This window comes from Gilvibacter sediminis (assembly GCF_028561565.1).
GTDB classification, from domain to species: Bacteria; Bacteroidota; Bacteroidia; order Flavobacteriales; family Flavobacteriaceae; genus Gilvibacter; species Gilvibacter sediminis.
In genome coordinates, this window is record NZ_JAQQTE010000019.1 from 1 (window position 1) to 1,440 (window position 1,440).

At 46.7% G+C, this 1,440-nt stretch carries 1 protein-coding gene; it reads right to left on the reverse strand.

What is annotated here, in order from left to right:
• On the reverse strand, window positions 1-1,440 hold a 1,440-nt coding region (locus tag POW22_RS10380; RefSeq protein WP_272832977.1), incomplete at both ends, for an Ig-like domain-containing protein.

The following is a 1,440-nucleotide window of genomic DNA, read 5'->3' on the forward strand; positions in this document are numbered from 1 at the left end:
TTCCGTCAGGGTTAACTACCACAGTTCCGTTTGCAGGATCTGTGTTTCCAGTTACTGTTTGATTGTCTCCTTCAAAGTCCTCGTCGTTAGTCAGTACATTTCCGCTAACTGCTGTGTCTTGGAAGGTGTTGTTGATATCATCGATTGCATCCGTAGTATTTAAAATACCACCTACTGTGATGTATACTGTCGCCTCGTCACAAGCTACTGGAGTTCCGTCGTCGCATACCGAGTATACAAACTGATCCGTTCCTTCAAAGCCTGGGTTTGGTGTGTATTCAAAGCTACCATCGGCATTCAATACTAGGGTACCGTTAGCTGGGCCGCTTACCGGAGTAGTGTTCACCGTTTGGTTGTCACCCTCTGGGTCGTTATCGTTGTCTGATACGTTTCCAGTTACTGGAGTATCTGGAGTCGTGTTGTAAGCATCATCGTTAGCTACAGTGATGTTTCCATTGTCATCATTGATGGTGATGGTCACTACTGCAGTGTCACAAAGTGCTGGAGTTCCGTTGTCACAGATCGTGTACTCAAAAGTATCCTCTCCAGTGTATCCTGGATTCGGAGTATAAGTGTACGTTCCATCAGGGTTAACCACTACTGTTCCGTTTGCAGGATCAGTATTTCCAGTTACTACGATTGGGTCTCCGTCTGGATCGTAATCGTTAGCAAGTACAGTTCCTGATACTGGAGTGTCTACCTCAGTAGTGTTCGTATCGGCATTAGCCACTGGAGCTTCGTTCTCTGGGCCGCTGTCTGGCAATACCTCGATGTATACCGTAGCCGTATCACAAGCCTGTGGCGTTCCGTCGTCACAAATCGTGTACTCAAAACTATCCTCACCCGTATATCCTGGGTTTGGAGTGTAGGTGTAGCTACCATCAGGGTTAACTACCACAGTTCCGTTTGCAGGATCTGTGTTTCCAGTTACTGTTTGATTGTCTCCTTCAAAGTCCTCGTCGTTAGTCAGTACATTACCGCTAACTGCTGTGTCTTGGAAGGTGTTGTTGATATCATCAATAGCATCCGTAGTATTTAAAATACCACCTACTGTGATGTATACCGTCGCCTCATCACAAGCTACTGGAGTCCCGTCGTCGCATACCGAGTATACAAACTGATCCGTTCCTTCAAAGCCTGGGTTTGGTGTGTATTCAAAGCTACCATCGGCATTCAATACTAGGGTACCGTTAGCTGGGCCGCTTACCGGAGTAGTGTTCACCGTTTGGTTGTCACCCTCTGGGTCGTTATCGTTGTCTGATACGTTTCCAGTTACCGGAGTATCTGGAGTCGTGTTGTAAGCATCGTCGTTAGCTACAGTGATGTTTCCATTGTCATCATTGATGGTGATGGTAACCACTGCAGTGTCACAAAGTGCTGGTGTTCCGTTATCACAGATCGTGTACTCAAAAGTATCCTCTCCAGTGTATCCTGGGTTTG